General features: G+C 61.6%; 31 protein-coding genes. 23 read left to right on the plus strand and 8 right to left on the minus strand.

Annotated elements, in window-relative coordinates:
• Positions 1-24 precede the first annotated feature (24 nt).
• The 5 genes from WFQ67_RS05185 to WFQ67_RS05205 are packed head-to-tail and all read right to left on the minus strand — an operon-like array spanning position 25 to position 2397.
• Positions 25-384 carry a Ref family recombination enhancement nuclease gene (locus WFQ67_RS05185; protein WP_337056312.1) on the minus strand — a complete coding sequence of 120 codons (360 nt, stop codon included), beginning with the start codon at positions 382-384 and terminating at the stop codon, positions 25-27.
• The gene (locus tag WFQ67_RS05190) at positions 381-608 is read right to left on the minus strand and encodes a hypothetical protein (protein ID WP_337056313.1); all 228 of its coding nucleotides are present in this window, start codon (positions 606-608) and stop codon (positions 381-383) included. Before WFQ67_RS05190 ends, WFQ67_RS05185 begins: the two co-directional genes overlap by 4 nt.
• The gene (locus WFQ67_RS05195) at positions 601-1263 is read right to left on the minus strand and encodes a replication protein P (protein ID WP_337056314.1); all 663 of its coding nucleotides are present in this window, start codon (positions 1261-1263) and stop codon (positions 601-603) included. Before WFQ67_RS05195 ends, WFQ67_RS05190 begins: the two co-directional genes overlap by 8 nt.
• Positions 1263-1973 carry a hypothetical protein gene (locus WFQ67_RS05200; protein WP_337056315.1) on the minus strand — a complete coding sequence of 237 codons (711 nt, stop codon included), beginning with the start codon at positions 1971-1973 and terminating at the stop codon, positions 1263-1265. The genes WFQ67_RS05195 and WFQ67_RS05200 overlap by 1 nt, the downstream gene beginning before the upstream one ends.
• A gap of 1 nt (position 1974) precedes the next feature.
• Positions 1975-2397 (minus strand): phage regulatory CII family protein, encoded by a 423-nt coding sequence (locus WFQ67_RS05205; protein ID WP_337056316.1) that lies wholly within the window; start codon positions 2395-2397, stop codon positions 1975-1977.
• A 154-nt stretch (positions 2398-2551) separates the two neighbouring features.
• On the opposite strand from WFQ67_RS05205, the gene WFQ67_RS05210 reads away from it, so the two are divergent.
• Complete coding sequence (locus WFQ67_RS05210; RefSeq protein ID WP_337056317.1) at positions 2552-2767, plus strand: hypothetical protein; 216 nt, start codon at positions 2552-2554, stop codon at positions 2765-2767.
• Here WFQ67_RS05210 and WFQ67_RS05215 read toward each other — a convergent pair.
• Together WFQ67_RS05215 and WFQ67_RS05220 are read right to left on the minus strand one after the other, a co-directional pair.
• Positions 2723-2980, minus strand: coding sequence for a hypothetical protein (locus tag WFQ67_RS05215; RefSeq protein ID WP_337056318.1), 258 nt, complete (start codon positions 2978-2980; stop codon positions 2723-2725). The two genes, WFQ67_RS05210 and WFQ67_RS05215, sit on opposite strands and share 45 nt — an antisense overlap.
• A 9-nt stretch (positions 2981-2989) precedes the next feature.
• Positions 2990-3190, minus strand: coding sequence for a Cro/CI family transcriptional regulator (locus WFQ67_RS05220; protein ID WP_337056319.1), 201 nt, complete (start codon positions 3188-3190; stop codon positions 2990-2992).
• A gap of 106 nt (positions 3191-3296) precedes the next feature.
• Here WFQ67_RS05220 and WFQ67_RS05225 point away from each other — a divergent pair, with 106 nt between their 5' ends.
• The 22 genes from WFQ67_RS05225 to fdxA all read left to right on the plus strand — a co-directional run bounded on the left by WFQ67_RS05225 (position 3297) and on the right by fdxA (position 19885).
• Entirely contained in the window at positions 3297-4274 is a 978-nt protein-coding gene (locus tag WFQ67_RS05225; protein ID WP_337056320.1) for a LexA family transcriptional regulator, read from the plus strand.
• A 153-nt stretch (positions 4275-4427) separates the two neighbouring features.
• On the plus strand, positions 4428-4745 hold the full coding sequence (locus tag WFQ67_RS05230; protein ID WP_337056321.1) for a hypothetical protein: 318 nt from the start codon (positions 4428-4430) through the stop codon (positions 4743-4745).
• Positions 4726-5199 (plus strand): hypothetical protein, encoded by a 474-nt coding sequence (locus tag WFQ67_RS05235; RefSeq protein ID WP_337056322.1) that lies wholly within the window; start codon positions 4726-4728, stop codon positions 5197-5199. Before WFQ67_RS05230 ends, WFQ67_RS05235 begins: the two co-directional genes overlap by 20 nt.
• Before the next feature lie 359 nt (positions 5200-5558).
• Entirely contained in the window at positions 5559-6224 is a 666-nt protein-coding gene (locus WFQ67_RS05240) for an SOS response-associated peptidase (protein ID WP_337056323.1), read from the plus strand.
• Positions 6225-6285: 61 nt separating this feature from the next.
• The gene (locus WFQ67_RS05245; protein ID WP_337056324.1) at positions 6286-6819 is read left to right on the plus strand and encodes a hypothetical protein; all 534 of its coding nucleotides are present in this window, start codon (positions 6286-6288) and stop codon (positions 6817-6819) included.
• Positions 6820-7190: 371 nt separating this feature from the next.
• Entirely contained in the window at positions 7191-7673 is a 483-nt protein-coding gene (locus WFQ67_RS05250; protein WP_337056325.1) for a hypothetical protein, read from the plus strand.
• Positions 7674-7703: 30 nt separating this feature from the next.
• Complete coding sequence (locus tag WFQ67_RS05255) at positions 7704-8276, plus strand: DUF1566 domain-containing protein (RefSeq protein ID WP_337056326.1); 573 nt, start codon at positions 7704-7706, stop codon at positions 8274-8276.
• 39 nt (positions 8277-8315) lie between these two features.
• On the plus strand, positions 8316-8672 hold the full coding sequence (locus WFQ67_RS05260; RefSeq protein ID WP_337056327.1) for a four helix bundle protein: 357 nt from the start codon (positions 8316-8318) through the stop codon (positions 8670-8672).
• A gap of 268 nt (positions 8673-8940) precedes the next feature.
• Entirely contained in the window at positions 8941-10056 is a 1116-nt protein-coding gene (locus WFQ67_RS05265) for an RNA-directed DNA polymerase (protein ID WP_337056328.1), read from the plus strand.
• Positions 10057-10292: 236 nt separating this feature from the next.
• A complete protein-coding gene (locus tag WFQ67_RS05270; RefSeq protein WP_337056329.1) occupies positions 10293-10466 on the plus strand; it encodes a hypothetical protein in 174 nt (57 codons plus the stop codon).
• Positions 10463-10939 (plus strand): hypothetical protein, encoded by a 477-nt coding sequence (locus WFQ67_RS05275; RefSeq protein ID WP_337056330.1) that lies wholly within the window; start codon positions 10463-10465, stop codon positions 10937-10939. The genes WFQ67_RS05270 and WFQ67_RS05275 overlap by 4 nt, the downstream gene beginning before the upstream one ends.
• Positions 10940-10941: 2 nt before the next feature.
• The gene (locus WFQ67_RS05280) at positions 10942-11259 is read left to right on the plus strand and encodes a hypothetical protein (RefSeq protein WP_337056331.1); all 318 of its coding nucleotides are present in this window, start codon (positions 10942-10944) and stop codon (positions 11257-11259) included.
• 219 nt (positions 11260-11478) lie between these two features.
• Complete coding sequence (locus WFQ67_RS05285; protein WP_337056332.1) at positions 11479-12573, plus strand: DNA-methyltransferase; 1095 nt, start codon at positions 11479-11481, stop codon at positions 12571-12573.
• 48 nt (positions 12574-12621) lie between these two features.
• Entirely contained in the window at positions 12622-13194 is a 573-nt protein-coding gene (locus WFQ67_RS05290; protein ID WP_337056333.1) for a DUF4406 domain-containing protein, read from the plus strand.
• A gap of 2 nt (positions 13195-13196) precedes the next feature.
• Positions 13197-13394, plus strand: a complete 198-nt coding sequence (locus WFQ67_RS05295) for a hypothetical protein (RefSeq protein ID WP_337056334.1) — start codon at positions 13197-13199, stop codon at positions 13392-13394.
• Positions 13391-14413 (plus strand): hypothetical protein, encoded by a 1023-nt coding sequence (locus WFQ67_RS05300; protein ID WP_337056335.1) that lies wholly within the window; start codon positions 13391-13393, stop codon positions 14411-14413. Before WFQ67_RS05295 ends, WFQ67_RS05300 begins: the two co-directional genes overlap by 4 nt.
• Before the next feature lie 181 nt (positions 14414-14594).
• Positions 14595-15359, plus strand: coding sequence for a hypothetical protein (locus tag WFQ67_RS05305; RefSeq protein WP_337056336.1), 765 nt, complete (start codon positions 14595-14597; stop codon positions 15357-15359).
• Between the two features lie 11 nt (positions 15360-15370).
• Positions 15371-15544, plus strand: coding sequence for a hypothetical protein (locus WFQ67_RS05310; protein WP_337056337.1), 174 nt, complete (start codon positions 15371-15373; stop codon positions 15542-15544).
• Between the two features lie 64 nt (positions 15545-15608).
• Positions 15609-15812 (plus strand): DUF4224 domain-containing protein, encoded by a 204-nt coding sequence (locus tag WFQ67_RS05315; RefSeq protein WP_236247043.1) that lies wholly within the window; start codon positions 15609-15611, stop codon positions 15810-15812.
• Between the two features lie 10 nt (positions 15813-15822).
• On the plus strand, positions 15823-16803 hold the full coding sequence (locus tag WFQ67_RS05320; RefSeq protein ID WP_337056338.1) for a tyrosine-type recombinase/integrase: 981 nt from the start codon (positions 15823-15825) through the stop codon (positions 16801-16803).
• Between the two features lie 19 nt (positions 16804-16822).
• Entirely contained in the window at positions 16823-19423 is a 2601-nt protein-coding gene (mutS, locus tag WFQ67_RS05325; protein ID WP_337056339.1) for a DNA mismatch repair protein MutS, read from the plus strand.
• A gap of 138 nt (positions 19424-19561) precedes the next feature.
• On the plus strand, positions 19562-19885 hold the full coding sequence (fdxA, locus tag WFQ67_RS05330; RefSeq protein WP_111261643.1) for a ferredoxin FdxA: 324 nt from the start codon (positions 19562-19564) through the stop codon (positions 19883-19885).
• 476 nt (positions 19886-20361) lie between these two features.
• Here fdxA and rpoS read toward each other — a convergent pair whose 3' ends face one another.
• On the minus strand, positions 20362-21366 hold the full coding sequence (rpoS, locus tag WFQ67_RS05335) for an RNA polymerase sigma factor RpoS (RefSeq protein WP_213625899.1): 1005 nt from the start codon (positions 21364-21366) through the stop codon (positions 20362-20364).
• Positions 21367-21423 lie beyond the last annotated feature (57 nt).

The following is a 21423-nucleotide window of genomic DNA, read 5'->3' on the forward strand; positions in this document are numbered from 1 at the left end:
GCGGGCTGATCCCGCGCCCGCGCCTCACGCCATCACCTCGTCGCCATCCAGCCAGGCCAGGAAGCCGGCGGGTATGTCATGGCCTTCAGTGGCGAGGATCTTGGCGCACTCGGCGAGGAGGTCGCCCTCCCTGCCGTAGCGCGCTACGAATCGCGCTTTGTTGTGATGTAGCGCGACGCCCTCGCCACCGGTCTGGTGGTGCGGGCCGCACAACGGGATCACGTTCCAGTGCGCGCCCCGCTTCGTGCGCCCGTCTATGTGGTGGATGCTGCAGTGGGTGTTGCCCAGGCGCCCGTCCTTGCGGCAGGCGATGCATCCAACCTCGCTCACCAGCTTGTCGTGCCAGCGCTTCTGCTCGGCGGTTACTGCCCTTCCCTGCATCATGCCGGCACCGCCTTGGCTTCCTTGTGAGCCTGGATCAACCCCTCGATGTCATCGCGCTCGTTGGTGTAAGCGAACGGGGCGCTGCCACCAGGTGCGGAAATCGTGTAGCGGTTGTTCGGCAGCCGGCACAGCGCGACGGTGTAGCCGCACTCTGTGATCCAGCAGTCTTTGATCGGCTTGTTGTCGCGGTCGCGCTTCTGGCGCCAGCGCAGATGGTCAGCCATTGCGGCCTCCTTTGAGTTTCTTGTGGATCTCTGCCAGGGCAGCACGCCCTACTTCCGGGGTGCGCTGGCCGTCTACCTTCGCCGGTAGGGCCAGGGGCATCGCGCGCAGCTTCTCCCCGCTCACGAGCTGGCGGATGGCGATGGTGTAGTTCCGGGAGAACAGCTTGCGGCTGTCTTCCATGCCCAGGCGGTTGAGGTTGGCGAAACCCGATTCGCAGGCTGCGTGATAAACCACGTCGTGCGACCACTTGCCGATACCGGCCATCCCAGGGTGGGCATTGCGGCAGGCTTCGCGAAAAGCTCGTTCCTCGGTGGGGAGGCCCAGCATCTCCGCAGTAGGCGTGCACCAGGCGATGAAGCGGCCAGGGCTCGGTGCGAAGTCACCGCCATGCAGACGGCACTGCTGCAGCCCGAATCGGATCTGCTCGAGCCGGTTGATATTGGCTGACATCAGCGCCTTGACCCAGGTGCGCTTGGCGCGGGCCAGGGTCTTGTCGTCCGGCCAGGCCTGGCGCCACCCGGTGAAGATCGTTTGCAGCTCACGGAACAGCCCGTTCACGACCTCGACAGTGCCCTGGTCGAGTTGCGTGGGCTGGGCAGGCTCAGCTGCGAGCTGCGGCTGCAGCGAAGGGATGATGTCCTTGGCTTCACGCATCACAGAGCCCCCAGGTCGTTTGCCCACGACGAGTCTTCGAAATCAGGTCCAGCCGACGGAGCAGAGCGCGGCGGGTGACGCTGGCGGTCGTCCTGAGCCTTGAGCATCCAGGTACGCCAGGTGGCAACCCAATCCACCTTGGTGCCACCCGAGCCGCGCCAGTAGTTCACGAACTTCTCGGTCTCGGTCGTGAGGTTCACAGCCGGCACGCGGTCGGCCGCCCACTGGCGCATCTCGCCGGTGACGTTGAACGGGTCAGGGATTCGGGTCTTGCGTTTGGGCTTCGTGTCCTTCGCTGTCGGCAGCGGGACGACGTTTTCCCCCTTGGGGGGTAAGGGGGGTTCTTTTTCTGTATCTGTATCTGTATCTGGGGGCGTTTCGGTAACGTTACATGCCTGTTTCTTACGCTCGCGATGGGCCTTAACCCGCGCCGCGCTTGAGTCGGAGGCATACTGGCGCTTGTCCCATGCGGTGGGCTGATTGCCCTCAGTGAGCAGCCCTTTCTCGATCAGAACGGCCTTCGTGCGGGACCACTCTTCGTTACTGATTCGAAGCTGAAACGCTACAGCTTCGTCATGTAACGTTACATCGCCGTTGCTGCAACGCAGGCATAACAGCATGACGTAACGCCGCTGGTCTGCCTCGCTCAGCATCTGGACCTTGGGGTCATTGGCGAACTCGGAATAGAGGCGGAACCACTGGTTGGCCATGTCACGCCACCTTCACCGAGGCTTCCAGGACATCGAGCGCCTCACGGGCACCAGTGATCTCCCGGTGGATCATCTTCTTCTCAAGCTCGGTGACACGGTTGTCGGCCAGGGCATCAGCCACGGCGCGCGTAACGTCAGCCACCTCGGCGTGCATGCTCAGCACCGCGCTCGACAGTGCCTTCGCCTCGGCCTCTTCCTTCTGCACCAGGCGGAAACCGAACTCGTCGGCCAGAGCCGCCAGAGCCCGGAAGTCCTGCGTGTGCAGCAGCATCGTGTAGAGGTGGTTGATCGTGAGGCGGTGGGCGTCGTTGTCGGGGTTGGCACGCTGCAGAAGGCTTACATGCGGCAGGCCCATCTGGGCCGCCAGCTGCTTCGCGTCGTTGTCCTTCACCGTGTCATGGCAAGACCGCAGGAACCTGTCCATCGTAAAACCTCGCTCTTCTTTCCGTGGCGGCGCGCTACGTGGCACGCCATTCTGTTGTCACTGAATCAGGGGTTTTCCCTGACAGGGAAAAGGAGCCGAGCCCCGCGTGATATCGTTTTGTTTCCACACAGAACGAATGCCACGGAGGCCCGGCATGAAATGGATTAAGCGGCGCTGGCTGCGCTGGAAGGAAAAACACTGGGATGACGACTTCTTCACCACCGACGGCGATATTCCCTGGGCAGGAATCACTCGCCCTCCGCTTCGCAGAGCTTGGGAAGAACACAAGCACCAGGTCATCCCGGCTGTAAAATGGCTTGCAGGACTAGTCATCGGCGCACTCATCCTTGCCGCGATAGGACTCGGCTAAGCCATTCGCTCGAATGTTTGCAGCCACTCCCTCAAGGAACTCGACCATTTCTTCTTGACTCATCGCGGGATCGAACTGGACATAAGTCAGCGGCCGATTCTGATAAACCCGGAAAACGCCGCCTGAGCGGCGACCGCGCTCATAGGCAACGGCCGAGGAAAGCCAAAATAGGGAACCAAAACAGAGCGCAAGCAGGGGGGCGTGGTCGATCATCACTGCCTCCTACGCGGCCTGGGTTTTCTGCTGGGATGGGAATGGGCGAAGCTCCTCGGCGGAAATGGAGCCATCGTCGTGCTCGGTCACGAATATTTCCCGCCCTACACGCAGAGCTTTGTTGAGCGCTCCCTGCGTCAAGCCGAGCATCTCCGCTGCCTTGGTCTGCCCGATCTCTGCAGCGAAATCGCTGAGTTTCATGCGTCGCATGGATTCACACTCCATGGTGGTCTTTCTGAAAGTATTGCCGCCGGCTATGGATTAGTCAATACCGCCGGCAATGGATAACTATTACCGGCGGGAATATGCTTCGCGGATGAGTGATAAGAAGCGGGAACTGACGCAGTCAGAGAAGGACGAGTGCTCAGCGCTGAAGGCTGCGCTGGAGCGTTTCAATGCCGGCAAGAGCCGGAAGGATTCGCTCACTCAGGGGAAAATAGCGGAAGCGCTGGACATGAGTCAGGGCTCGGTTAGCTCATACCTGAACGGCTACAACGCTCTTAACCTGCGCTTCGCATCCTATGTGGCCAGGGAGATAGGCGTCCCTGTTAGGAGCTTCAGCGAGAGACTCCACAAGGAGCTCGAGAGCATTGCCTGGCACGAGGCTGACGCGGCTCGTTCCGCTGGGGCGCGCCCAATTGAAACCAAAGTCCTTACCTCAAAGAACGTCGAGGAACTGGAGATGCTCAAGGACCTGAATGCCATTCAGGCCGCAGTACTCCAGGGCAAGATCGCCGACGGCGGCCACCGCCTTATGGCTCGCCAAATGCGCAAAGAGATCGAAACCGGGGTTGTCAGCAGTGCAGCTCCCGTGACGATGGTCACCGCCGCTTCAGCTAATGAGTCCTCGATAACCGAGGACGAAGAGCACGTCTACATCCCCCAGCTGGATGCGAAGGTTGCCGCAGGCCAGGGCGAGGAGAACCCGCACGTAGAGGTCCGCGGAACGCTCGCCTTCAAGAAGTCATGGATCAAACGCAAGGGACTTAAAATCCCACGCCTTACAGTGATCTTCGCCACGGGAACCAGCATGGAGCCGACCTTCTATGCTTACGACGCTCTCCTCATCAATGAGGAGTCGAGGGAGCTTAAGGACGGCCGTGTGTTCGCCTTCCGCAACCGCGAAGGTGAGAACCTGGTCAAGCGCGCCGTGAAAGAGAAAGGGGCTTGGATTTTGCGAAGCGACAACCCTGACAAGTCGGTAAAGGCGCATCAAGACATGCCGTTCGCGGACGAAGAAGGGCAGTGCTTTGAAGTCATCGGTCAAGTGATCTGGCGCGGCGGCGACCTGTGACCATCTACGCCAGGGTGCTGCTGATCTGGAATGCGAAAAAGGCCTAGGGATAAATTGTCGAAAGCTTCGCGACAGGATGTTTGATTTGAGATGGCAGGGTGACAACCAGGATCACTTCGCTCATGGAACGAGTGCATACAAGACGGATGAATTATGTACGATAAGTCTGATGAGGAGCTGGCAAAAGCCGAAGAAACAATTGGAACGTTCCCAGTCGAGGTGATTGAGCGTTTCCTGTCCTCTGTTGAGGCGAGACGGCCGTGCGAGGCATGCGGGCATAGCTCTTGGGCACACATCCCTAGCTATCCATTGTTTCAGATGCATTGCACGAATGCGCAGAGCCTCGTTCTTCAAGTGCTGCCGATTTTTTGTCAGCAGTGCGGGAATACAAGACTCTTTAATGCATCGCGCATCGACTATTTCGTGAGAATGGAAATACAGGGCGATAAAGATGCAGCCAAAAACGCCTGATTGGATGGATATAGCCAATGAAAAGGTCGGGCCAGCAGGCAGGCCTGACCTCAAGGCTATACGTGACACGCGTTGGATTTCGCCACATACTGAGAATATGAGCGATTTTTCACGCGAAGAGCTTAAAGCTCACCTACAGAATCAAGACCTGAAGGTCGATGTACGCCTTAAGGATTTTGAATCTAAGGTGTCTGATGGCCTAACCCAGATGAACCATTCTCTGCAGCTGCTAGAGAAAGACCTGTCTGCATTTCGAGGCATAAAGGCCACCATTCTAATCAATTCTATTGTTTCGGTTATCGCAATTGTTGGCATCGTTATAGGCGTCATGGCTTATGGCGTGTCAAGCTTTGACAGTGGACGAGAGACCTCGATAATCGTTCAGGAATTGAAGCAGCAGAACGCTGAAACCAGGTATCTCCTCGAGCAGATAAAGGCCAAGCAGAGCCAGTGAGCACGACCGAATGAGCCCCGCCCAGTGCGGGGCTTTTTCATTCTCACCAGCCTCTTCTGCGCCTATAAGCTGGGAGGCTGCTAGCGAACTTTCTTGCTGCCTCTAGGCTGGGCAGTCGATCCTTGATTGTGCCGTCGTCGCCGAATACCACCCACCCATCATTGCGCTGGATGATCTGGTAGCCATTCTCCTCTTCGATTATTGGTCCTCTCATGGCATAGCACCTCTATCGCCGGGTTGACGCTTCGAAGATGACGCATGCCGGTTGAAGGCTTCAACCGGTTTTTGCAGCCGCCTCAACCAGCACGTTCAGACCAGGCGCTGGTCTACCCTTCCAGCACACGCTGAAGGGGAATCCCATGTGCGGACGCGTCGCCCAGTTCATGTCCTGGGCCGAGATCTACCACCTCCTGAACATCCACAGCCTGCCGCCAGGTGCACCGCTGGAGCCGCGGTACAACGTCGCTCCCACCACCCAGGTGCAGGTCGTGCTGCCGCTCGAGGATGATGCGCGCGTCGCACCGGTTCGGTGGGGATGGAGGCCGCACTGGGCTACTGATCGAGCAGCACCGATCAACGCCCGCGCCGAGAAGGTGGCGCACGGGCCGTTCTTCCGGGCCATCTGGCCGAATCGCATGCTCTGCCCGGTGTCGGGGTGGTTCGAGTGGGTCGACGAGGGCGAGAAGCGGAAGCAGCCCTACTTCATCCGCAGGAAGGACCTGCAGCCGACCCTGTGCGCATCGATCGGCCAGGTGCATGAAGAGCCCAGGGAAGACGACGGCTTTGTGATAATCACCGCCGACGCCCTGGGCGGCATGGTCGATGTGCACGACCGCCGACCGGTGGCGTTCTCCCCTGCCCTCGCCCGGGAATGGCTGGACCCGGCCACGCCGCGCGAACGCGCCGAGGAGATGCTGGCCGCCGGTGAGGGGCCTGAGGTGTTCGAGTGGTATCGGGTGGACCGCGCCGTGGGCAACGTGCGCAACCAGGGCGCACACCTGGTGGAGCCTCTGCCCGTCGGGTGAGAGTGGCCGAACTGCGGTGGCGGGCGGATACTGTATATCCATACAGCAAACTTTCCGCATCATGAACAAACGCCACCTCGAAGAACGTCGTCGAATCCTGCTCGACAGATGGCAGGGCGCCCTCGATGACAGTTTCACCTTTCGCTATAGCCCTGACGCCCATTACCAGGCCATGCTCGACATAGCCGACGAGTTCTACCACTCCGGGGTGATCGGCCTGGGACATCGCCAGGAGCTGGTCACGCGCGCCCTGGGCGCTTACTCGTTCCACGTCGAGGAAGGGATCGCCGCAGAGGTCTACTTCAACCCCCGCTACTACTACGAGCTGCTGGACGGTGACCAGTTGCTGGGCACCGTCCTGGAGGGACACATCACGGGGATGACATACAACCGCCTCGGCATCATCTGGCACGATTGGGTCGATGGAGCCTGGCACTACCAGATGAAGGACACCGACCTGAATGTGCTCGGCCGGGTGGAAGGGCTGCAGGTCATTCGCCCTGGCCTGGCTCCGCTGACCCTCCGCTGCGTCGTCCCGCCCAAATACGAATTCCGAGACTGGCGCGAGACAGTGCTTGCCCCTGAGCGGTTTTAACTCCTACCGATACAGAAGCCCGCTCCGAGCGGGCTTTTTCATACCCGGCGGAATTTATATCTCCGCCGGTATTGACTTATATATTACCGGCGGCGATAGTTAATCACGCCAGCAGAACACCGCCGGCACACAAGCCGGAGTCTCACCGGCTACCACGGCCCAGGGGAATCGAGGTCCAGGCCCCGAAGAGGGATCGACCTGCTCCATACCGGAGAGCTCTCAACCATCAAACCCAAAGGAGGAAACAGCCAATGCAGCAATAAGCCCTGCCGACAGATCGGGTCGGCCAGTACGCATACCGGAAAGCATCACTGAAGCCGCTTCGCCGAGGCGGCTTTGGGATGTAGCCCAACACCGACAAGGAAACCGCAATGACCATCACTGAAATCAAAGCAGCAGACCTTCCCGCTATTGGCCAAGCACTGGCTGACGGCATCTTCGCAAACCGCTACTGGCTCAACGGCCTGGAGTACGCCCTGGTTGATCTGGGTAAGGATCGTGAGTTCTCCGGCGAATGGGGCGAGTACGGCCAGGACGTCGAAGGCGCCCAGTCCTACCGCGACGGCGCTGCGAACACCATCGCCATGGCCGAGGCTGGCAGTCCCATCGCCAAGCTGGCCCTGGAGATCGGCGAGGGTGTCTTCATCCCCTCCGTGCTGGAACTGGCTTCCCTGTACGCAGCCAAGCAGGCCGGCGAGATCGAAGGCTTCCAGGAACGCTGGTACTGGTCGAGCACGCAGTACTCGTCCGGCAGCGCCTTCGGCACGCACTTCACCGACGGCGACACGAGCAGCACCGACAAGGACAGCGAGTTCCGTGTCCGCGCCGTCCGCAAGATTCTCATCCTTCAGTAATTCGCTCCTTCATTCCTTTTTGGAGTCGCCATGAGCCTCATAACCATCAACGCCGGCGGGACCACCATCACCACCAGCGACCATCAGTTCGCCACGTATGCGATGGCGCTACTCGAAGATCAGCAAGACCAGGGCGCGCCGTCCGATGTTCCGCCCATCGGAGCCGAGTGGCCTGGGCAAGGCGGAATCAACGGCGGGCTGTGCCGGGGTCGTGACGGTCAGCCGGACTACTACCTGATCTTCGCCAAGGTCGATGTAGCGGGCCTCAAGTGGGGCGGCTACGGCAACGAATCCAAGGCCACCAGCAAGTGGGATGGCTTGGCGAACACCACGGCCCTGATCGAGGAAGGAGGCCACCCGGCTGCCGAGTACGCGGCTTCCGTCGAGGCCGATGGCCATGCCGACTTCTACCTACCCTCCCAGGCCGAGCTGATGCTGGGGTGGGTCAACGTGCCGGAGCTGTTCAGCAAGGAGTGGCACTGGAGCAGTACGCAGTACTCGTCCTACGGCGCCTTCTACACGTACTTCACCGGCGGCTACACGAGCAGCAGCGGCAAGTACGGCGAGTTCCGTGTCCGCGCCGTCCGCAGATTCATTCGCTAATCCATTCATTCGGTCAGGAGCGACCGCAAGGAGGCCAGGATGGCCATGCACACCGAACTGCAGATCCACAAAGCAGCCGAAGACCTGCTCGGCCTCACCCTCGATCTCGTGCGCAACATCCCGCGAGACCTGAAACAGGTCATTGGCTCGAAGCTACGTGACGAGGCTCTGCAGATCATGGTGCTGATCGGGCGCGCCAACATGGCAAAGGACAAGGTGCCTCACCTGAACCAGTTGCTGGAGAGCATCTGGATGATGAATTACTTGCTTCGAGCCTTGGCCAATCAGCGCTTCATCAGCCTCAAGCAACACGCCTCTGCGATGCAGCTCACCGCCTCAATTGGAAAGCAGGCCAACGCCTGGAAAGGGAAGTTCGCAACCGCGCCCGCTGTGTGATGGCTACGGCTATCACACCTGCGCGCTGAATCTGGTCTTGCCGCTGCCTTCGGGCACCGCCATGCGCACCACGGAAACCACCAGAGCTACTGGCAGGTCCGGCGCAGTTTCTCGGCTGAGCATTCGGCCGGGCGACGTAGATAGCAAGGCATGTCGCAGTACTCGTCCAACAACGCCTTCAACACGAACTTCACCGACGGCAACACGAACAACAACGACAAGAACAACGAGTTCCGTGTCCGCGCCGTCCGCAGATGCAGGTGTTGCGATGTTTCCTTTCGAAGAATTGGTCCAGGCCTACTACGACTGCCGCCGGCACAAGAGCAACACCGCCAGCGCGCTGAAGTTCGCGGAACGCCTGGAAGAGAACCTGCTGGCCCTCTACGAGGACTTGCAGGCCGGTACGTACTTACCAGGGAAGTCGATCTGCTTCGTCGTCACCAGGCCAAAGGCCAGAGAAGTGTGGGCGGCAGACTTTCGGGATCGAATCGTCCACCACCTGCTCTACAACCGTATAGGACCAGGGATCGAGCGCAGCTTCGTAGCAGACAGCTGCGCCTGTATCCCCGAGCGCGGCACGCTGTACGCCGCAAGGCGCCTTGAGCACAAGATCAGAAGCGCCACGCAGAACTGGTCCAGGCCAGTGTTCTACCTGAAGTGCGACCTGGCCAACTTCTTCGTCAGCATCGACAAGCGCGTGCTGGCGACGCAGTTGGCCAGGAGAATCGAAGAGCCTTGGTGGCGGCAGCTAGCGCTAAAGGTGCTGATGCACGAACCTCGCGAGAACTACGAGGTGCGCAGCCCGCGCCATCTCTTCGCGAGAGTGCCGCAGCACAAGCGCCTCGTTGCGCAACCTGCTCACCTGGGTCTGCCCATCGGCAACCTGAGTAGCCAGTTCTTCGCCAACGTCTTCCTGGACGCGCTGGACCAGTTCGTGAAGCGCCAACTTCGGTGCCGCCACTACATCCGATACGTCGACGACTTCCTGTTGCTGCACGAATCACCGCGGCAACTGAACGAGTGGCTCGCACAGATCGAGGAGTTCCTACCGAGCCTGGGTGTGAAGCTGAACCCCAAGAAGACCATCCTCCAGCCCGTTGATCGAGGCGTCGATTTCGTCGGGCACGTGATCAAGCCATGGCGGCGCACCACCAGGAAGAAGTCGGTGGCTCAGGCGCTTCGCCGCGTCGCAACGGCGCCTGAGGAGGATCTGCTGGAGACCGCCAACAGCTACTTCGGACTACTGAGGCAGGCCGGCAGCAGTGAGAAGGACAGAGCCGCCCTGGCGCGCATCCTTCTCAAGCGGGGCCGCTTAGTTGACGGCGGCCTGACCAAGACTTACCGGAAAGCTTTCGCAGGCGAGTCCGGGGCCAGGAATGGCTAGTCCAGATGCAAGCAGGGAAGCGCCTGCCGCCTGCACCTATCCCCCGAACCGACACGGGGCGCCACCGCGCAACGCATGACGCCGCGCGCGGGGCAACAACGAGAGCACGAGCGGCACCGGTACCCAGGTGCAACTGCGGAGGGAATGGCCATGAAGTAGACGAACAACCAGGTACGGAGGCAGGGCTGCCCAGCATCACTGGACAGCCCTTTTTGTTGAGTGCAAAGGAGAACGATATGCAGCAGCGCCAGCACCAGGCCGACGAAATCGAAGAGTTCGCCGGCAAAAACATCCGCGACACCGCCGCCCTCGCCCGCCGCCACGGCTACACCGATCCGGTCTTCGCCAAGCTCTGCGGCAACCTGTGCGTGCTCGGCTTCAAGCGCCACCGGGCGCAGCAGGTGGCGTGATGCTCTCCACCGGATGCATCCGTAGCCACGAGCAGCAGGTGGCCATGCTGGGGAGCGCCGCCGGGATCGACCCGGTCAAGTTCCCTCGCCGCTACGCCAAGCTGATGGCCCGCAAAGGCAAGACGATGGACATCGAAATCATGAGCCGGCGGCAGATCCAGGCCGTACAGGACGAAGAGAAGATGACCCAGGTGCGGGAGCTGGCTGCGACCCACTGCATTACCGAGATCGAAAAGCTGACCGGCATCAGCAGAAAGCGGCTGGTGTCTCTGGCCGAAGAGCACGAGATCACCTTCCTCGAAGGCCGGGGGCGCGCCCACCTGGCCCGCTATGAGGTCCACGCCGCCAAGCTTCGCGCCTACCTGGCCATCGGGCTGACCCGGCGGGAAGCCATCAAGGCGAGCGAGCTGGACCCGCGAATCTTCAAGCGCGTCTGCCAGCAGTACGAAATCCAGTTCCCGGAGACTCGCTGACCATGGCCAAGACCAGCCAGCAACGATCAGCCAACGCAGCAGCGCGGCGCAAGGAGCGCGGCGAGGTTGAGCTCCGGCACCGCGTGCGGCCAGGCATCCTGGCGATGCTGCGGGACCTCATGAGCTGGGGCGCGATCAGCGAGATAGCCGAGTGCATCCAGCTGTTGATCATGAACATCCATGCGTTGGGGCCAGATGGCGCCAAGCGGTTCCTTGTCGTGCCGCGCCACGAAATCACGATATCGGAAAACGTAGCGCTGCAGCTCAACCAGGCCGGCGCGGCCGAAGCAGCGAGACTCAACGCACTGGAGGACCAATGAAGCGAAGCCTCTGGTTCGACCTCGGGATGATCATCTTCATGGTGGTCGTCTACTGGCTCTGGACGATGTAACAAGGCCAGTGCGAAGAGTTCGGCGGAACCCTGGTCCGGGGCGCCGGGACCTGGGAATGCATCATCACCCACCGCTAGACCTTCCCCCTCCCATACCCACCCCATCCATCCGCACCAGCGGAATGGAGTAGGACGACCTGGAGAAAGCATGAAGCCTTCCCACCAAATACTGGTCGGTGATTGTCTGTCGCTGCTGCGCCAGATGCCCGACCGATCCGTTCACTGCTGTGTCACCAGCCCGCCCTACTTCGGCCTACGCGACTACGGTGTGGAAGGGCAGATCGGCATGGAGGAAACCCCGTCCGACTTCATAGCCAGACTGGTCGAGGTTTTCCGAGAGGTGCACCGCGTGCTGCGCGATGATGGCACCTGCTGGGTGAACATGGGCGACAGCTACGCGTCAGTAGCTGGCGGCTATGCCCCCAAAGGCTCAAAGGGGAAGCACGATACGGTTTCAGCCTCCACGCGAGGCGCAGTCTTACACGGCCGTCGCCGAAGCCCGCCGCAAGGCCTGAAGCACAAGGACCTGATGGGAATGCCTTGGCGCCTGGCTTTCGCGCTGCAGGACGATGGCTGGTATCTGCGCCAAGACATCATCTGGCACAAGCCAAACCCCATGCCAGAAAGCGTCCGAGACAGGTGCACCAAGGCCCACGAGTACCTCTTTCTACTCAGCAAATCCCGCCAGTACTATTTCGACCAAGCTGCCATCTCCGAGCCTCTGGCGCCTGCGTCAGTCGAGCGCCTCGCCCAGGAAGGCTGGGATGAACAAGAAGGCAGCGAACGAGTGCCCGGGAAAACCAACGGCGCCATGAAGGCCGTCGGCGGCAAGCGCAGCAAGCGCAACAGCTTCAGCCGGGAGACGAAGAACACGGCGGGCGAACATGGGCAGACGGGCCAGCATCGTCCTGATCGGCCAGACATTGACTACAGCGACAAGCGAAACAAGCGCAGCGTCTGGTCGGTTCCCACCGTCGGCTTCAAAGGCGCCCACTTCGCCACCTTCCCACCCGAACTGATCCGCCCCTGCATCCTGGCCGGTGCGCCCCGAGGAGGCCTCGTGCTTGATCCCTTCGGTGGCGCAGGTACCACAGCTTTGGTGGCCATGCAGGAGGGGCGGCGCTCGATCCTCTGCGAACTCAATCCCGGCTACGCCGCTATCGCGCAAGCACGCATTGACACCGCATGGATCGATGGCGCTGCCCAGCTCGATATTTTCAAAGACTTCCAGGCCACAGCCTAACCCACCCCATCCCCACCTACTCTGCGCACTGCGCTGGAGGGATACACCATGCGCCGAATCTACCTGGCAGGCCCTATGACTGGGCTTCCCGAGTTCAACTTCCCCGCTTTCAACGCCGAGGCCGCTCGCTTAAGGGCTGCCGGAGACGCAGTAACGAACCCAGCCGAGCACGGGATTATCGACGGCTACGAATGGGTGGATTACATGAAGCTGGACATCCAGATGCTGGCCGCCTGTAACACCATCCACTTGCTGCCGGGGTGGTCGAAAAGCCGCGGCGCCAGCATCGAGTATCGCCTGGCCAAAGACCTCGGACTTCAAATCAGCTTCGCCCATGGCGCCGAGCCCTTCGAGCCAAACCCGGTAGAGGCGTTCTTGGATGAGGTGCGCGCGGAGCTCAAGCGAGCCAGGAGCAAGTTCCCTGGCGACCGACTCATGACGCTCGCCTTGGCTGAGGAGTTCGGCGAGCTCTGCAAGGCCGTCCTCGATGAGTCGGCAGAGAACGTTCGCAAGGAGGCGGTTCAGACAGCCGTCATGTGCTGCCGGGTTGTCCTGGATGGTGATGGCTCGGTGCGCTCGTGGCGCTCCGCCAGAGGCCTTGATGCGCTGAAGGCGGTGTAGCCATGACCGGCCTCTCCGAATCCGCCGTGCAGCGGCGCATTAATGCCCAGGCCTGCACGCATCCCCTCGCCCACTCCATCGCCCTGCTGAAGCGCGCCAACCGCTACGTAGGCACGCACTCGTCCATCGGCGCCATGGAGCTGAGCGTCCTGATTACCGAATTCATCGCCGACTATGAGCGGCAGGAGAAGAAATCGTGAGCGAAGATCCCCTTGTCATCTGGGTCAACCCCGAAGAGTTCGAGCTCTGCCAGACCAAGCCCATCTACATGGACGAGCACAACGAGCTGCTGAATGGCATGCCTCGGCAGATTGCCGCCCTCGCGGCGAGAACCGATCACTGCTGCCTGGCCCTGATGCCCGTTCCCCCTCCCGCCGCGCAGGTGCAGGGGGAGCGGGAGGGGTTTGAGGCCTGGCAGCGCAGCGGCGGATTCAAGCGCCCTGACGATCCGGGCGAGTGGGAAGCCTGGCAGGCCCGCGCCGCGCTCTCCGCCCCGCCTGCTGCTGACGGCTCCGAGCCTGCGGAAGCTCTGGCGGCCCGACTGATCAGCGAGCGAGCGGCGGTACTGGGCCATCCGGTCCCGTGGGCTCAGGCCATCGAAATCACGGCCACCATCACGAAGATGCCGGACGAGGAGAAGGCCGCTCTGCTGGCCCTGGACGACGCCCCGCCTGCTGCTGGGGTGCCGGAGGGATGGAAGCTGGTGCCTATCAGGTTGACGCCGGCAATGATTCTCTCCGGTCTGGAAGGTCACTACGGGAAACGCCTAGTTGCCGAGGCTGGAGGCCCAATCGGGGTGGCCATGACGAGCAACTGCATCGACTACAACGGCGAGCAGGCAATGCGGAGGTTCTGGCGTGGTCTGCTCGCCGCCGCCCCCACCCCGCCTGCATCCGAACAGCAGCAGGCTGTCGTGATGCCGGAACTGACCGAGCAAGAACGGGAAGACCTCGACGAATTCTATGAAGCCGTGTGCTGTGACGCAGGCCATCGAGTGAGCAAGGAAGGCATGAGGAGGCTCGCAGAGATCGGGGCGGTCGAATCGGTTGGCTTCGGCAAGCACCGCCTGACTGAGTTCGGCACCTACCTGCTTGGCATCACCCCGCACCTGCAGCCGGCAGCGCCGAGCCAAGGGGGTCACGACTCCGACTGCTCAACCAACAACCACAGCTGCCCTGAACTGCTCGGGCCGTGTGATTGCAGCAAGAGGGATTCGTGATGGCAACCCCGCCGAGGATTCGTGGCCTGGTAGACAAACTGGAGCGGGCGGTGCGCATGCACTGCCATGCCAGGAAGGACACCAAGGCCGCACGAAAGCAGGAAGTCACCACTGCGAAGCTGGAGCTTCTGCGTGCCATAGCAATCGTGGCCGGAGCCACCCCGCCCCAGGAGAACGACCGATGAGCGATGTGAACAAGGTAGAACTGCGGAACCTGGCACTGCAATGGATTGCCGCATCGGACAAGTACATCGAGACCGATGACGACGACGATTTCCTTGCATTCAATGCGATCGACGATATCTGGCAAGACGAGACAAGCGGCGAATTGGTGCTGTCCCTCCTCGACGAGAGCGACTCCCTGCAGGCCGAGCGCGACCAGCTCCGCGCCGAGCTCGCCGCGATCAGGGGGCGACCATCCGCCGAGCTGATTGAGGCGGTGCGTGAACTGATCGGCGCGGCAAATACGGTGAACCGTAGCAGGATGCATGAAGTGCGCGGGCACGATGACGACCAACCGCGCTACTGGCAGCGCAAGGAATGGGTGGACTGGCTGGTAGAGAACGGTGAGAAGGCGCGGCAGGCGTTGGACGCCCTCCCACCCCAGCAGCCCGACGCGGTAAGCGTGCCGAGGGATCCGCAGCCCCACGACTACCGCCAGGACCTGCAATGCTGGTTCGGCCTGGACCGCGCCAGCTGGTGCACCATCCCGCGCGTGCTGATGGAGGCCATGCCCGAGGAGTGGCAGCGCCGTGCGGCGATCCTGCTGCACGAGTACAGCGAGGCGTTCCCGGGCGGCAGCAAGCTCCCCACGCCCTACGTACAGGCTCGCGTCGACGGCAAGATCACCAAGTGGCCGTCCTGGATCAACAACTACCGCCACCCGGACAGGGCATCAATCGAGAGTCTGCGCATCTCCACCTGCCAGGCTGAGGAGGGGGAGTGATGGACTCCAGAATGTACCGCTTCTTCGCCTGGCTGTTCGGGATCATGTTCGCCTTCACCTTCGTCATGCTCAACCTGATAGCGAATCAGCGAGACGAGGCGCGCCTCATGGCAAGGCCTCAGATCATGACCGGTAACGGTGTCATCACGCTCCAGTGCGAACCACGCGGCAAGCCCCAGCTGTAAACCCCCACCTTACAACTCCCCTACCCCACCACAGCCTGCCGGATACCGGCGGGGAGGTATCGTCATGTTCATGACACCTGAAGAAGTGGCCGACCTGACGGGGCGGTCCCGCGCCAGCGCGCAAATACGCTGGCTCGATGATCATCGTTTCGGATATGTGATAGGTGCTGACGGGCGCCCGAAGGTTCTTCGAGACGTAGTGCTAGCCAGGCTGGGGGCTTCCCAGCAGCAGAAGAAGGAGCCCCGGCTGCGTCTGACGGGGTCGTGAGGAGGGGGACATGCGTCCAAGGAAGAAGGATCGGCACCTGCCGGCGTGCATGTACCACAAGCACGGGGCGTACTACCTGGTGAAGGGAGGGAAGTGGCTGCGGCTGGGCGAGGACTACCAGGCGTCATTACTTGAGTACGCCCGGAAAACCTCACAGGCGGCCCTGGGCGGTATGCCGGAGCTCATCGACAGGGCTCTTGCACACCACTTCAAGGTCAAGCGCCTGGCCGCCAACACGGTGGCCCAGTATGAAGCGGCAGCAGAGCGGCTGAAGGACATATTCGCGGAGTTCGAGCCCAGGCAGGTCATGCCGAAGCACATCGCCGCCGTGAAGGTGTCCCTCTCCAGCACCCCGAACATGTGCAACCGCATCCTGTCCGTGGCCCGCATCGTGTTCAGTTATGCCCTGGAGTGGGGAGAGGTCGATGCCAACCCTTGCGTCGGGGTCCGGCGACACCATGAGGCGCGGCGCGACCGGTACATCACCGACGCCGAGTTCTCGGCCATCCTGGCCGCCTGCAGCCCGTACGTGCGCAACATATTGGAGATGGCCTACCTCACGGGGCAGCGCATCAGCGACGTGATCAGTATCCACCTGGCGGACATCTCGCCGGAGGGTGTGTCGTTCGTACAGCAGAAGACGGGGGCGAAGTTGGTCGTAGCAATGACTCCAGATCTCGAGGAGGTGATTGCTCGCGCCAAAGCTCTGCCGAGGAAGGTTCGCACGCTCACTCTGTTCTGCGCACGCGCTGGCAGGCCGGTCTCCTACCACACGATCAAGGAAGCGTTTGCGCTCGCGAGGGAGAAGGCTGGCGTGCCTGATGTGACCATCCACGACATCCGCGCGAAGTCCCTGACTGATGCCGATGCCGAGGGCAAAAACGCCCAGGCGCTGGGAGGCCATAGCGACCCGAGAATGACCGCACGATATCTGCGCGGGCGGTTGCCGAAGATCGCTCAGGCCCCGACAATGCATGTCAAAGTGCGCTGAGTATTAGACAAACACCCCTATGTCAAAAAGACAGGCCCCCGCCGAAGCCCATAACAACGAGCTCTCCGACCACACGCCGATGATGCAGCAGTACTGGCGGCTGAAGAACCAGCACCCGGATCAACTGATGTTCTATCGCATGGGTGACTTCTACGAGATCTTCTACGAAGACGCCAAGAAGGCCGCCAAGCTCCTCGACATCACCCTCACCGCCCGCGGCCAATCGGCTGGCAAGGCGATCCCCATGGCAGGCATTCCCTTCCATTCGGTGGAGGGCTACCTGGCCAAGCTGGTGAAGCTCGGCGAGTCGGTGGTCATCTGCGAGCAGATCGGCGATCCGGCCACCAGCAAGGGCCCCGTGGAGCGCCAGGTGGTGCGCATCATCACCCCCGGTACGATCAGCGATGAGGCGCTGCTGGATGAGCGGCGCGACAACCTGATCGGAGCGGTACTCGGTGATGAGCGCCTGTTCGGGCTGGCGGTGCTGGACATCACCAGCGGCCGCTTCAGCGTGCAGGAGATCAAGGGCTGGGAGAACCTGCTGGCCGAACTCGAGCGCATGAACCCCGCCGAGCTGCTGATCCCCGACGACTGGCCCCAGGGCCTGCCGGCCGAGAAGCGCCGTGGCGTACGTCGCCGCGCGCCCTGGGACTTCGACCGTGACTCGGCCCACAAGAGCCTGTGCCAGCAGTTCGGCGTACAGGATCTGAAGGGCTTCGGTTGCGAGAACCTGACGCTGGCGATCGGAGCCGCCGGCTGCCTGCTCGGCTACGCCAAGGAAACCCAACGCACCGCCCTGCCGCACCTGCGCAGCCTGCGCCATGATCGCCTCGACGACACGGTGATCCTGGACGGTGCCAGCCGCCGTAACCTGGAGCTGGACATCAACCTCGCAGGCGGACGCGACAACACGCTGCAATCGGTAGTCGACCGCTGCCAGACCGCCATGGGCAGCCGCCTGCTGAGCCGCTGGCTGAACCGCCCGCTGCGTGACCGCGCCGTACTGGAAGCACGCCAGGACTCCATCAGCTGCCTGCTGGAACGCTACCGCTTCGAAGGCCTGCAGCCACAGTTGAAGGAAATCGGCGACGTGGAGCGCATTCTCGCCCGCATCGGCCTGCGCAACGCCCGCCCCCGCGACCTGGCCCGTCTGCGCGACGCCCTGGCGGCACTGCCCGAGCTGCAGAGCGCCATGACCGACCTGGAGGCACCGCATCTGGGAACCCTGGCCACCAGCATCCGCACCTATCCGGAGCTGGCGGACCTGCTGGCCCGCGCCATCATCGAGACACCGCCTGCGGTGATCCGTGACGGTGGTGTGATCAAGACCGGCTACGACGCCGAACTGGACGAGCTGCAGGCGCTCAGCGAGAACGCCGGCCAGTACCTGATGGACCTCGAGACACGCGAGAAGGCACGCACCGGCCTGCCCAACCTCAAGGTCGGCTACAACCGTATCCACGGCTACTACATCGAACTGCCCCGGGTGCAAGCCGAGCAGGCGCCCGCCGACTACATCCGCCGCCAGACCCTCAAGGGCGCGGAGCGCTTCATCACCCCCGAGCTCAAGGCATTCGAGGACAAGGCCCTCTCCGCGAAGAGCCGCGCCCTGGCCCGCGAGAAGATGCTCTATGAGGACCTGCTGGAACAACTGATCGAGCAACTGGCGCCCCTGCAGGACACTGCGGCCGCCCTGGCCGAACTGGACGTACTGAGCAACCTCGCCGAGCGTGCCCTGAACCTGGACCTGAACCGCCCCCGCTTCGTCGAAGAGCCCTGCATGCGCATCGTGCAAGGTCGCCACCCGGTGGTGGAGCAGGTGCTGGAAACCCCGTTCGTGGCCAACGACCTGTCTCTGGACGATGCCACCCGCATGTTGATCATCACCGGCCCGAACATGGGCGGTAAATCGACCTACATGCGCCAGATAGCCCTGATCGTCCTGCTGGCGCACATCGGCAGCTTCGTGCCAGCGGCCAGTTGCGAACTGTCGCCCGTGGACCGCATCTTCACCCGTATCGGCTCCAGCGACGATCTGGCCGGCGGCCGCTCCACCTTCATGGTGGAAATGAGCGAAACCGCCAACATCCTGCACAACGCGACCGACAGCAGCCTGGTGCTGATGGACGAAGTGGGCCGTGGCACCAGTACCTTCGACGGCCTTTCGCTGGCGTGGGCTGCAGCTGAACACCTGGCACGCCTGCGCGCCTATACGCTGTTCGCCACTCACTACTTCGAGCTCACCGTGCTGCCGGAAAGCGAGCCGGTGGTGGCCAACGTGCATCTCAATGCCACCGAGCACAACGAGCGCATCGTCTTCCTGCATCACGTCCTGCCCGGCCCGGCGAGCCAGAGCTACGGCCTCGCGGTGGCACAACTGGCCGGCGTCCCGGCAGACGTGATCCTCCGTGCACGCGAGCATCTGGCGCGATTGGAAACCACCAGCCTGCCCCATGAAGTACCGAAAGCCGCACCCGGCCAGCCGGCACCGCCCATGCAGAGCGACATGTTCGCAAGCCTGCCGCACCCGGTGCTCGACGAGCTGGCGAAGTTGCAACCGGACGACCTGACCCCACGCCGCGCGCTGGAGTTGTTATATACATTCAAGGCACGAATCTAACGCCATCGCGCACAAGCTGTTAGAATCCCGCGCGCTCTGGACGAGCTCCGGCCGCCAGCCTGAGTCGGGGACGCCATCCAGAGCCGGGAAACCTCTATAGCCAGGGTTTCCGAGCCGCCGCTGAGGAGAGAACTAGAAATGACCTTCGTCGTCACCGACAACTGCATCAAATGCAAATACACCGACTGTGTGGAAGTCTGTCCGGTGGACTGCTTCTACGAAGGCCCGAACTTCCTGGTCATTCACCCGGACGAGTGCATCGACTGCGCACTCTGCGAACCCGAGTGCCCGGCCCAAGCCATCTTCTCCGAAGATGAAGTGCCGGAAGACATGCAGGAGTTCATCGAACTCAACCGCGATCTGGCGGAAGTCTGGCCGAACATCACCGAAAAGAAAGAAGCTCTGGCAGATGCCGAAGAGTGGGATGGCGTGAAAGGCAAGCTCCCCCAACTGGAGCGCTGATCGCGCATCAAGCAAAAGGCCCGCAATCGCGGGCCTTTGTTTTTGCGGGCAAAAAAAAGGGGCGGTTGCCCGCCCACTCTTTCGTCCCTATCCCTTCAATTCCCTTTCATCATCCTGATGAGCCACATCCAGTGACGCTCCTGACCGATTTCCGTATCGGCCCGCAACATTCCGTGTTGCATGGGGCTGATGATAGCGATTCCCGGCCTGCCAACAAGGGCACCTACCGGAACGGGCCTCGAAGAACTCAATCAGCAACTAAAATAAAATCCTTAAAAATCAACAATATAAAAAATTAGCTCACGCACTTTAGCCCTGATTTCCACTCACTTTTGACCTTTAACGCTTACAGCAAATGTAAGCAAATACTTACATGACCCTTTTTTTGAACAAAGATGTAGCGCTTCGCTTTCCGGCTGAACAAATCCCAAAACGAAGAAACCCGGCCTTAGCCGGGTTTCCCTTAGCGACCTCCCTTACTGAAACAGCGCGTCGCTCGACAAGCCGTTCTTCTCCAGGATTTCCCGAAGCCGTTTCAAGGCCTCCACCTGGATCTGCCGCACCCGCTCCCGGGTCAGGCCTATTTCCTGGCCGACTTCCTCGAGCGTGCAGCTTTCATGGCCACGCAGGCCGAAGCGACGCACCACTACTTCACGCTGCTTGTCCGTCAGCTCCGACAACCACTGATCGATGCTCTGCGACAGATCGTCGTCCTGCAGCAACTCACAGGGATCGGTCGGACGGTCGTCGGTAAGCGTGTCGAGCAGCGTCTTGTCCGAATCCGGCCCCAGGGAAACGTCCACTGAAGTGACCCGTTCGTTCAAGCCGAGCATCCGCTTCACCTCGTCCACCGGCTTTTCGAGCAGGTTGGCGATTTCTTCCGCAGAGGGCTCGTGATCAAGCTTGTGGGTCAGCTCCCGCGCAGCGCGCAGGTAGACGTTGAGTTCCTTGACGACGTGGATCGGCAGCCGGATTGTCCGGGTCTGATTCATGATCGCGCGTTCGATGGTCTGGCGAATCCACCAGGTAGCGTAGGTGGAGAAGCGGAAGCCCCGCTCCGGGTCGAACTTCTCGACCGCCCTGATCAACCCGAGGTTGCCCTCTTCGATCAGGTCCAGCAGGGAGAGCCCCCGGTTAACGTAACGACGGGCGATCTTGACCACCAGTCGCAGGTTGCTCTCGATCATGCGTTTGCGCCCGGCAGGATCACCTCGCTGCGCCAGGCGCGCGAAATGTACTTCTTCTTCCGGAGTCAGGAGGGGGGAAAAGCCGATTTCGTTGAGGTATAGCTGGGTCGCGTCGAGGGCGCGGGTGTAGTCGATGTACTTGTGCTGTTTGAGTGAGCTTGACTGCTTGGCCCTGCTGCTCGGGGCAGGTGCGTCCTGCTCCTCGGACAGCGAATCGTCCATGCCGACGCCCGGCTCCAAAAGGAGCAATTCGTCGTCGACGTCAAACTCCGGCGCTTCTTTATTGAGTGCCATTGTTGTTGTCCCTTGCTGAGTTCGACAACAAGCTCTGACGACGCCATTTCCCTGGCT

The sequence above is a fragment of the Pseudomonas sp. USHLN015 genome (genome assembly GCF_037153275.1).
Lineage (GTDB): Bacteria > Pseudomonadota > Gammaproteobacteria > Pseudomonadales > Pseudomonadaceae > Metapseudomonas > Metapseudomonas tohonis.

Excerpts from the sequence above, each read along its gene's own strand:
- WFQ67_RS05215 (WP_337056318.1), bottom strand. The coding sequence starts at position 2,980 with ATGATCGACCACGCCCCCCTGCTTGCGCTCTGTTTTGGTTCCCTATTT.
- WFQ67_RS05315 (WP_236247043.1), top strand. The coding sequence starts at position 15,609 with ATGTTCATGACACCTGAAGAAGTGGCCGACCTGACGGGGCGGTCCCGC.
- WFQ67_RS05255 (WP_337056326.1), top strand. The coding sequence starts at position 7,704 with ATGAGCCTCATAACCATCAACGCCGGCGGGACCACCATCACCACCAGC.
- WFQ67_RS05205 (WP_337056316.1), bottom strand. The coding sequence starts at position 2,397 with ATGGACAGGTTCCTGCGGTCTTGCCATGACACGGTGAAGGACAACGAC.
- WFQ67_RS05280 (WP_337056331.1), top strand. The coding sequence starts at position 10,942 with ATGGCCAAGACCAGCCAGCAACGATCAGCCAACGCAGCAGCGCGGCGC.
- WFQ67_RS05240 (WP_337056323.1), top strand. The coding sequence starts at position 5,559 with ATGTGCGGACGCGTCGCCCAGTTCATGTCCTGGGCCGAGATCTACCAC.
- WFQ67_RS05235 (WP_337056322.1), top strand. The coding sequence starts at position 4,726 with ATGCAGCCAAAAACGCCTGATTGGATGGATATAGCCAATGAAAAGGTC.
- WFQ67_RS05265 (WP_337056328.1), top strand. The coding sequence starts at position 8,941 with ATGTTTCCTTTCGAAGAATTGGTCCAGGCCTACTACGACTGCCGCCGG.
- WFQ67_RS05320 (WP_337056338.1), top strand. The coding sequence starts at position 15,823 with ATGCGTCCAAGGAAGAAGGATCGGCACCTGCCGGCGTGCATGTACCAC.
- WFQ67_RS05290 (WP_337056333.1), top strand. The coding sequence starts at position 12,622 with ATGCGCCGAATCTACCTGGCAGGCCCTATGACTGGGCTTCCCGAGTTC.
- WFQ67_RS05190 (WP_337056313.1), bottom strand. The coding sequence starts at position 608 with ATGGCTGACCATCTGCGCTGGCGCCAGAAGCGCGACCGCGACAACAAG.
- WFQ67_RS05260 (WP_337056327.1), top strand. The coding sequence starts at position 8,316 with ATGGCCATGCACACCGAACTGCAGATCCACAAAGCAGCCGAAGACCTG.
- WFQ67_RS05225 (WP_337056320.1), top strand. The coding sequence starts at position 3,297 with ATGAGTGATAAGAAGCGGGAACTGACGCAGTCAGAGAAGGACGAGTGC.
- fdxA (WP_111261643.1), top strand. The coding sequence starts at position 19,562 with ATGACCTTCGTCGTCACCGACAACTGCATCAAATGCAAATACACCGAC.
- WFQ67_RS05185 (WP_337056312.1), bottom strand. The coding sequence starts at position 384 with ATGATGCAGGGAAGGGCAGTAACCGCCGAGCAGAAGCGCTGGCACGAC.
- rpoS (WP_213625899.1), bottom strand. The coding sequence starts at position 21,366 with ATGGCACTCAATAAAGAAGCGCCGGAGTTTGACGTCGACGACGAATTG.
- WFQ67_RS05245 (WP_337056324.1), top strand. The coding sequence starts at position 6,286 with ATGAACAAACGCCACCTCGAAGAACGTCGTCGAATCCTGCTCGACAGA.
- WFQ67_RS05250 (WP_337056325.1), top strand. The coding sequence starts at position 7,191 with ATGACCATCACTGAAATCAAAGCAGCAGACCTTCCCGCTATTGGCCAA.
- WFQ67_RS05200 (WP_337056315.1), bottom strand. The coding sequence starts at position 1,973 with ATGGCCAACCAGTGGTTCCGCCTCTATTCCGAGTTCGCCAATGACCCC.
- WFQ67_RS05195 (WP_337056314.1), bottom strand. The coding sequence starts at position 1,263 with ATGCGTGAAGCCAAGGACATCATCCCTTCGCTGCAGCCGCAGCTCGCA.
- WFQ67_RS05310 (WP_337056337.1), top strand. The coding sequence starts at position 15,371 with ATGTACCGCTTCTTCGCCTGGCTGTTCGGGATCATGTTCGCCTTCACC.
- WFQ67_RS05230 (WP_337056321.1), top strand. The coding sequence starts at position 4,428 with ATGTACGATAAGTCTGATGAGGAGCTGGCAAAAGCCGAAGAAACAATT.
- WFQ67_RS05210 (WP_337056317.1), top strand. The coding sequence starts at position 2,552 with ATGAAATGGATTAAGCGGCGCTGGCTGCGCTGGAAGGAAAAACACTGG.
- WFQ67_RS05295 (WP_337056334.1), top strand. The coding sequence starts at position 13,197 with ATGACCGGCCTCTCCGAATCCGCCGTGCAGCGGCGCATTAATGCCCAG.
- mutS (WP_337056339.1), top strand. The coding sequence starts at position 16,823 with ATGTCAAAAAGACAGGCCCCCGCCGAAGCCCATAACAACGAGCTCTCC.
- WFQ67_RS05220 (WP_337056319.1), bottom strand. The coding sequence starts at position 3,190 with ATGCGACGCATGAAACTCAGCGATTTCGCTGCAGAGATCGGGCAGACC.
- WFQ67_RS05305 (WP_337056336.1), top strand. The coding sequence starts at position 14,595 with ATGAGCGATGTGAACAAGGTAGAACTGCGGAACCTGGCACTGCAATGG.
- WFQ67_RS05285 (WP_337056332.1), top strand. The coding sequence starts at position 11,479 with ATGAAGCCTTCCCACCAAATACTGGTCGGTGATTGTCTGTCGCTGCTG.
- WFQ67_RS05270 (WP_337056329.1), top strand. The coding sequence starts at position 10,293 with ATGCAGCAGCGCCAGCACCAGGCCGACGAAATCGAAGAGTTCGCCGGC.